Here is an 8,494-nt window from a genome sequence, read left to right as displayed (position 1 = left end):
CCAGCCATTTATTTTTTAACATAAATGGCTGGGCTGATTTATTTAGACTGAGTTTTTTCCCAGTCCCTTCTTTTACCTCCCTTCATCACACTTGACGATGCACGAAGGGTGATAAAAGGGGTTTTTATCGCCCTTCAGAGTAGATAATAATGCGTGAAGGGAGTTTAAAATGAATTTAATCTCCCTTCGCTAGTCATTTTCAGATGCGAAAGGAGATGAATTCGTTTCTTAGCGTGATTCTTTGGGTGGTTGGCAGACGTCACACTTCCGTTGATGTTTGTTTTTAAACTTTGTAAATGTTTTTTCGAAGGTGTTCCCGCATTCGCATCTAAAAAGTAACTTTTGAGAAAATCCATGGTATTCAGTAGACAATAACGTGCTCTCTGAGTTCTTTTCTACGAATTCGTTAATCTGGTTTATATTCCAGCGTTTGTTCATGTTTAACACCTCCAGCTTTTTCCTTAATGACTGATTCATTGTACCATCTTTTTGTTTATAGACCCATAATAGACTGTGACTAATTGTTAACACAATGATTCAGTTGTTTTTGCTCTTTTTATTTTTTTAGTATGACTGGTTCAGTGACTATGACTTCTTCAATCGTATCATCTGGGAGTTGGTTAATGACTCGTTTATATAAAGAATACAAGAAGTATGCACATAAGGCTGCCGCAACCAATTCCGCTAGAGGGTATGACCACCATACAGCGTTAATATCTCCAGTAAGTGAAAGCAGATAAGCTATAGGAATCAAAACGACGAGCTGTCTGACAACAGACGTAGATAAGCTGAGCATTCCTTTGCCAAAAGCCTGGTAAACCGTTGTCGCAATTATATTAAAGCCGGCTAAAACAAAACACTAGCTAATAATCCGTATCGACGGAACACCAATGGCCATCATTTCTTCAGATGCATTAAATAGAGTTAATAACTGCTCTGGGAACACCTGGAATAAAATGAAGCCAGCCAACATAATAGCTGTGGCATACATAATGGCTAACCGAATCGTATCCGTGATACGCTTCTTATTTTTAGCTCCGTAGTTGTAAGAGATAATTGGAATAATCCCATTGTTAATGCCGAATATCGGCATAAAGACAAAACTCTGTAATTTATAATACACGCCAAATACCGCTGTCGCTGTCGTCGAAAATTGGATTAAAATGATATTCAATGCAAAAGTCGTTACTGAAGTAATCGAAGTCATGACCGCAGACGGGATACCGACCACATAGATGGAACGAATGATGGCCCATTCAGGTTTAAAGCCTTTCACATTAAAGTTCAGTTCCTTATTCCGTTTGACATTTAATAGGATACCAACAACTGCCGCTATGCTTTGACCAATGACCGTTGCCCAAGCTGCTCCTGCTACGCCCATTCTTGGGAAGCCTAATAAACCAAATATCATTATAGGGTCAAGTATAATATTGATGCCTGCTCCTATCCCTTGAACCCACATCGCATCGACTGTTCGACCGGTTGCCTGTAATAATTTTTCAGCTGTTACCTGGATAAACTGCCCAAAAGAAAAAACCATAATAATCTTGGAATACAATATGCCAGATGCTAAGATTTCCGGATCGCTCGTTTGTGCTCTAAAAAAGGGTTCAACTAAGAAGAAAGCAGCAATCAAGAAAAGCATGTAATGAGCGACAGCCAAAAAGACTCCATTTAGAGCTGCCTTATTCGCTCCTTTAAACTTGTCTTCTCCTAATTTCCTTGAAAGTAAAGCGTTAATCCCTACTCCTGTCCCTATCTGAACGGCTAACATCAAGTTTTGGATAGGAAAAGCTAAAGACACAGCCGTCAGAGCATTTTCGCTTACTTGAGCCACGAATATACTATCCACTATATTATATAAAGACTGCACCACCATAGAAATAATCATCGGTAGAGACATGGTTAAAATCAATTTATTTATAGGCATGGTGCCCATTTTGTTTTCTTTCATTTATACTGCCTTCTTTCACTTATTTACACACAGAAAAAGTACTACCGCCCTTGGTTTTCGGCCGGTAGCACTGCTTCAGTATTATATCCTTATTCTTATGGGGTGTCAATTTTATTTGCAAGACTAATGATTAGCATAATATTTAATAAAGATATCTATTAAAAAAACAGACACCTTCGTATTGAAAGTGTCTATTTAATAATGTAAGCTGCCTAGTTCCAAATTTTCTGATACTTTTTCTTGTATTTAGGATCATCAACTAATTCTATTAATCTCATGGCTTCGTTTTTTATACTTTCGTCTTCTAAGTGCTCATATAGCTGTTTCATGTTTTGTAAGATATCGGAACGGATAAGCGTATAATTCTTTTCCTCTGTTCCATTTTCAAAGCGGTCAACCATCGCATCCATTACCAGCTGTTTTTGTGCCTCTCCAGCCAGTCCAACCTTCCAAATGGCTTGTAAACTATGTCTCGCTGTGACAAAGCGTTTGTCTTTTGTCACTTCCCAAAGCTGAGGGAAATCAGTCACCATTCTATTTTCCGGATCACTTTTAGCAGCTAGATTCGCTAAATATTGGGCTGCCCTGGATCGTTGATGGTTGTCTGTGTGTGATAAATCCTCCAGCAACTGATCCCAGACCTCATAAGCCCAATCTACTTCTTGATCAGTTATTTCCAGTATGTCTAAATAAGCCTCGTACTGCTCATCCTTTGTGCCTGATTTAGATTTTTCAAATGCTTTTTTTAAATCCTCATCCATTGCCAATCACCCATCCTTTTATTATATAGTTTAATGACCTCCGCAAGTTATAGCTTAAGCAAACTTTGGAGGCCATACGTATTAATCAGATTTTTTTATAGTTCCTTTATTTTGTTTTGCGGTCGATATCCAATTCCGTAGCGTATACACGAGGTTCTTTCTTGAATAAATACTCTCCGTGGCGAACGGAAGCCAGGCACTCCACGCGACGACGCTGCGCTTCGAAAGCACTAGGGGCATCCAACACTATAAAGTGTGCGGGTTTGCCTTCTTCTAGACCGTAAACATCTTCTAATTGCATTAATTTTGCCCCGTTGTAAGTCACTAAATCAAAATTACGAGGGAAGTCTTCTTCGCGCATGAGCTGTGTGGCATGCAGGCCGTTATCTAAAATATTCATCATATTTCCTGATCCAGCTGGATACCATAAGTCCACAATCGAATCCTGACCAAAAGCGACATTGATGTCGTTATCCACGAATTCTTTCACTCGTGTCAAACCACGCCTTTTTGGATAGGTATCTTGACGCCCTTGCAGGAACAAATTTTCTGTCGGGCATGCAACAAAGTTTATTCCAGACTGACGGAATAAGCCCATCATACGGAAAGCATAGGAATCATTTGCAGATCCGAAGAAACACGTATGAGAAGCGGTCGTTGACTTTCCGTATCCCTGTTTCATCGCTTCTGCATTCAGCATTTCCAAGAAACGGGCCTGATCATCATCTGTTTCATCACAGTGCACATCAATCAGCTTATCATACTTAATAGCTAAACGGACAATTTCTTTAATAGAGGCATTCCCGTCTTCAGCTGACCATTCATTATGCGGAATGCCGCCCACACAGTCGGCCCCTAATTGTAAGGCTTCTTCAACTAAGTCACGACCGAACTTTCCTTCTTCGTTGTAAGAAAACATGCCGTTTTGAGGAAAAGCGACCACTTGAATCGTGATTGATATTGTCTTTCAGTTCATCACGCACCTCCAAAGCGGCTTTAATACCGGTTAAGTTAGGATCGGTACAGTCCGTCTGGGCTCGTATGAATTGTGTCCCGTAAGAAGCCACATCTTTAACAGCCTGGCGGATACGTGTTTTCATCTCTTCTTTCGTTGTTCCTTTTTTATAATCGTTCCATAAATCGATGGCCTCAAATAAAGTGCCTGATTCATTTTTAATGTCATCATCTTGACCGGTGAAATAATAGTCTAGATGCAAATGAGAATCCACATAAGGAGGTAAAACAAAACGACCTTGTAAATCAATGATTTCGTCTGCTTCACCTAGATTATTACCAATGGCTTTAAACTTCCCATCCTCAATTAAAAGTTCAGAAGCATCATCGTGCTTGTAAATAGTGGCATTGATAAATTTCTTTTTCATTACTAGTCTCCTCTTGCTTTTTAACCTACTTTACTAGCTTTATTTCACATTAGCAACTTTTAATTTGAACTCTTTTCTTTGGTTTGACAGTCCGTTTCTAGGAGGGCATACATATACAAATCATCAAAACTGTCTCCAGCCCATTCATAATCTCTGAGTCATTCTTTTTTCCAGCTCATTATTTGAGTTCTTCCATAAAAGCAGCCAGATTATTGAGCGTTGAATTCAACCCATCTAGATGGTCTGACTTCCTCACTCCAATAGGGACATTTTCACAAATAAGGGTCACTTTTGTGCCTTCTGAAACAGCTTCGAAATACCATGATTGGACCATTTCACCAGAAAAAGCCGGATCCTCTGAGTCGAACATTCCGGATTGAACAATTTTCTTATGAGGAACAATCTCTAAAAATACACCTTGAGAGACATCCGTGTTTTCAGACGTCTTCCCTTTTACGGCATCTTCTGACTCATAGGTTAAAGTAAGCTTATACCGTCCACCTTTTCGGGGTTCAAATAAGTCCACATGCGCTGACATCCCTTTCGGTGGGAGCCAAGAAGCTAAAGATTCCGGATTGATGAACGCTTGATAAAGGGCTCGCGGTGAGGCTTGAATGACTCTTGAAGCCGTATCTATTCTTCCGTGCATTGTCTCCACTCTCCTTTGAAATAAATACCACTCTGCTATTTCCATCCTGTTTTTTCTTGACTGATGATCTTAAAAAGCTACCTTCTGAATGAATCACTTGGCCCGTTAGCCATTCCCTCTCTCTTCACTGCCTGTCAGGCATTCAATTTTTCAAGGGCACAGTCTAAGTCATTCCATTCGTAAATGAACTCATTCAGTAAAGCATCCCCTATTTTTATTTCAACTGATTTAATGTGTTTCGCTCCATAATGCTCATAAAAGTACCGACTCTTGTTTTCTTCAAGAACATCTACAAACACTTTCTCATACCCTTTTTCTTTAAAATAGGTAAACAGCTCTCTGATGAGCATCTTTCCTATTCCCTTTCCCTGGTAGTCTTCTAATAAGTAAATGGAAGTCAAATCAATGGAATAAGGAACTATATTCGTTTCTCTTTTCCAGGCATCCGCAAAACCAACGATCTGCCCCTCACTATTTTCAACCACAAGAATATAAGTATCCTCTTTTGAAATGTTGCCTTGCCATAATTCTGTTCGCCGGTCATATGACAATTGGTTGAGAAACTTATCTGAAATAATCCCTTTATACGTCGTTCTCCAACTATCCACATGGACTTTTGCGATATCTTCTGCATCCGATTGCTTAGCTTTTCTTATACGCATGAGGTTTTTCTCCTTTGTCTCAATCTATTGACCCTTTTATTCTGAATTCCTTCTCCATAGCTAGATGCAACCTTTTAATCGATTTCGTATTGATATATACGTTCCCTATTCGGATCTTTTTCACCTGTATACTCAAACCCTAAGCGATTGTATATATGGGCTGCCACTTCATTTCCTTCAACAATACTGAGATAGATCACTCTGACGCCATATCTCTTTGAAACTATCTCAATAAGTTGTCTCATTGCTTCGCTACCTAATCCAAGTCCTTGATAGTCTTTATCTATTATAATCCGATCGATCCAGGTGTCTTTATTCGGACCAAAAGACCCATACATTGCAAAGCCAACCACTTTATCATGAGAATAAATAGCAACTGGCTGCCACTGAGGATACTCCTTTGCTTCTTCAAGGCATTCAGCCACACTCTCAATAAACGTCTCCTGGTCGGGTTTCAATCTTACTTTTCTTACTTCAGATTCATTACTTTTATTCACTTCTTTAATAGTCACTTGAGTCATCTGTTCTCCTCCAAACTTTAAATTGAAAATCGGCTCCTATTTATTTTGTTCTTTTGACAAAACTGTCTGAATAAAAGCATTCAAACTTCCTATGTATGGGTGAACATTATCTAGGTGATAAAATGTACTCGTTGTGTCTGGATGATTTACTTCATCATTCGGAGAGTAGAGATAAACAGGTTTCTCTAGTCCTAGAGCGATACCCAATTCAATATGACTCCCCTTACCTGCTGGCAACAACACGATTAAAAAATCGGCATCCATCACAGCTCCCTTTTCCAGAATGCCTATTCTCTTTAGCTCTTCTATTTCAGATGCTCGGCTGTTTTCTGTCCAATCATACGTCTGAATAAATCCCTTATCTTTTAAACGTTTACTCACAGAGCGGACAGCTTGTTTATTTTTAAAGCTTGATGCCACGTAAAATTTTTTCATTTTTCATCACTCACTTCTTCATCCGTCTTTATCCTTATCATACCTTAAGAAGAACTCGCTCACTACATAAAGTTGCCATTATTAGTGAAGGAGCTTCACTTTCATTGGTTGATTGAAATATGTTTTCAGTCCACTCACCATCTTGTCGATGACAATCCACTAAAGTTGTATTTTTATTTGCCAGTGTTAAGATGATTTTAAACGAGTGAACAGGGAGGCAGCTTTATGAAAGATGAAATGCTTTTGCGCGGTATGCGTGAAAATAATTTAAAACACATTGATTTAACTCTTCCAAAAGAAAAACTCATTGTCTTTACTGGGCTTTCCGGTTCAGGGAAAAGTTCAGTGGTCTTTGATACGATAGCAGCTGAAAGTCAACGCCAAATGGAACAGAATTATTCACAGTATCTGCGTCGTCATATGGAGCTTCATGAACGACCTAAAGCTGACTTGATGAAAAATCTCACTTCAGCGATTGTCATCAAACAACAGCAAGTCCGTGGCAATCAGCGTTCCACTATCGGGAGTTACATGGATTTAGGTCCTCTCATTCGCTTGCTTTTTTCCCGTATCGGTCAGCCTAAAATTGGAGAAGCTATCGATTTCTCAAGTCAGAGTTCCTTCGGGCAGTGTCCAACATGTTCAGGGAATAAAGAGGTCATTACACCTGATTTACACTCATTAGTTGACTTCACCCTTTCTCTCCGTGATTATGCTGTCCAGTTCAAACCTTTATCTCCTGCAGGCTGGCAAGGCCGTTGGATGATCACCGGAGGCATTTTTGACCCGGATACGCCTTTAAAGGACTGGCCGGAGGATAAGCTGAATCTGTTTCTTTACGGTGATCCAGATGGCAAAGAAGTGATCATGCCTTTTCACACAAAAAATGGGCCTCACCGTTCCAAATGGGATGGTCTCATCCCTCGTTTCAAACGGCTCTATATCGATCGGGATATATCAAAACTGAAAGAAGTGGATGAAACGGATGTGAAAGCCGTCAGTACCACAGCACCGTGTCCCACTTGTGAGGGAATAGGACTCAATCCAAAAGTACTCGCATCTAAAATCAACGGCTTGAATATCGCAGACCTATATCAGTTAGAGCTGACCGAGTTAGTAAACGTACTGAAAGAGATAGATGATCCTTTAGGCAAGTCTCTGACCCAGCAAGCTATTCCGACTGTCGAACAACTGATTCATATGGGACTAGGTTACGTGAACTTAAATCGCCAAGTCCGGACGCTATCCGGTGGGGAAGCTCAGCGCTTAAAAATTGCGAGTCACTTAGGGTCCAACTTAAATAACTTCACTTATATCCTGGATGAACCAAGTGCTGGTTTGCATCCAGAAGAAGTCTCTCAACTAATAGATATCCTCAAACAACTGAGGAATCAGTTTAACTCCGTTTTAGTTGTGGAGCATAATCTAGCTATTATGCAAGAAGCGGACATGATTGTTGAGATGGGGCCTGGAGCCGGAACAAAAGGTGGAGAAATCATATATCAAGGCTCACTTGAAACAATTCAAGATACCCCAACCGCTCATGCCCTAAATGAACCGTTGACTTTGAAATCTGAGGTACGGGACTGGGATGAGACGTATTCCATACATCAAGCGTCGAAACACAATTTGAAACATGTTTCCGTTGAGGTTCCCAAAAATATCCTCTTAACCGTAGCTGGTGTATCGGGTTCGGGTAAAAGTTCTCTTATGGTCGATGAATTTACTGAACGTTATCCTGAAGCCATTGTTGTCCAGCAAAAAGGGATTGGTATTTCAACCCGTTCTACTTTAGCCACCTACATGGGCATTATGGATGATATTAGAAAAACCTTTGCTAAAGCGACGGGACAACCAGCTGGCTTGTTCAGTTTTAATTCATTGGGTGCGTGCCCTGTATGTAAAGGGAAAGGGTACCTTCAACCAGAAGTCGCTTTTGCTGATCCGGTAACCATTTTATGTGAGCATTGTAATGGGACTCGCTATTCCCAAGAAGCTTTATCTCACACCTATAAAGGGAAAAATGTTGTAGAACTTCTTGATATGACAGTAGAAGAAAGTCACTAGTGTTGCATTAAAACATTTAACTGTTTCATGACATAAAAAAGTCCTTTATAATAGGGTTGGATG

10 protein-coding genes are annotated in these 8,494 nt (G+C 39.9%); 1 reads left to right on the top strand and 9 read right to left on the bottom strand.

The annotated features are described in order from the left end of the window. Positions 1–556: 556 nt before the first annotated feature. The 9 genes from ABDZ53_RS11515 to ABDZ53_RS11475 all read right to left on the bottom strand — a co-directional run bounded on the left by ABDZ53_RS11515 (position 557) and on the right by ABDZ53_RS11475 (position 6,364). Positions 557–796 carry a hypothetical protein gene (locus ABDZ53_RS11515; protein ID WP_343756665.1) on the bottom strand — a complete coding sequence of 80 codons (240 nt, stop codon included), beginning with the start codon at positions 794–796 and terminating at the stop codon, positions 557–559. A 63-nt stretch (positions 797–859) separates the two neighbouring features. After that, positions 860–1,954: an MATE family efflux transporter gene (locus tag ABDZ53_RS11510; protein WP_343756663.1), complete on the bottom strand. Its 1,095-nt coding sequence runs from the start codon at positions 1,952–1,954 to the stop codon at positions 860–862. 212 nt (positions 1,955–2,166) lie between these two features. Continuing rightward, on the bottom strand, positions 2,167–2,721 hold the full coding sequence (locus ABDZ53_RS11505; protein ID WP_343756661.1) for a hypothetical protein: 555 nt from the start codon (positions 2,719–2,721) through the stop codon (positions 2,167–2,169). A gap of 100 nt (positions 2,722–2,821) precedes the next feature. Further along, on the bottom strand, positions 2,822–3,658 hold the full coding sequence (locus ABDZ53_RS11500; RefSeq protein ID WP_343756659.1) for an amidohydrolase family protein: 837 nt from the start codon (positions 3,656–3,658) through the stop codon (positions 2,822–2,824). Beyond that, on the bottom strand, positions 3,597–4,097 hold the full coding sequence (locus ABDZ53_RS11495) for an amidohydrolase family protein (protein ID WP_343756657.1): 501 nt from the start codon (positions 4,095–4,097) through the stop codon (positions 3,597–3,599). Before ABDZ53_RS11495 ends, ABDZ53_RS11500 begins: the two co-directional genes overlap by 62 nt. Positions 4,098–4,275: 178 nt before the next feature. Beyond that, entirely contained in the window at positions 4,276–4,746 is a 471-nt protein-coding gene (locus ABDZ53_RS11490; RefSeq protein ID WP_343756655.1) for an SRPBCC domain-containing protein, read from the bottom strand. A gap of 134 nt (positions 4,747–4,880) precedes the next feature. After that, entirely contained in the window at positions 4,881–5,408 is a 528-nt protein-coding gene (locus ABDZ53_RS11485; protein ID WP_343756653.1) for a GNAT family N-acetyltransferase, read from the bottom strand. Between the two features lie 74 nt (positions 5,409–5,482). Continuing rightward, entirely contained in the window at positions 5,483–5,929 is a 447-nt protein-coding gene (locus ABDZ53_RS11480; RefSeq protein WP_343756652.1) for a GNAT family N-acetyltransferase, read from the bottom strand. A gap of 36 nt (positions 5,930–5,965) precedes the next feature. Next, a complete protein-coding gene (locus ABDZ53_RS11475; RefSeq protein ID WP_343756651.1) occupies positions 5,966–6,364 on the bottom strand; it encodes a group-specific protein in 399 nt (132 codons plus the stop codon). Between the two features lie 225 nt (positions 6,365–6,589). Between ABDZ53_RS11475 and ABDZ53_RS11470 the strand changes: the two genes are divergently transcribed. After that, positions 6,590–8,431, top strand: coding sequence for an excinuclease ABC subunit UvrA (locus ABDZ53_RS11470; RefSeq protein WP_343756650.1), 1,842 nt, complete (start codon positions 6,590–6,592; stop codon positions 8,429–8,431). The last annotated feature ends 63 nt before the right edge of the window (positions 8,432–8,494 follow it).

This window comes from Alkalibacterium iburiense (assembly GCF_039521845.1).
GTDB lineage: Bacteria > Bacillota > Bacilli > Lactobacillales > Carnobacteriaceae_A > Alkalibacterium > Alkalibacterium iburiense.
This window is presented reverse-complemented; position numbering and strand designations above follow the sequence as displayed.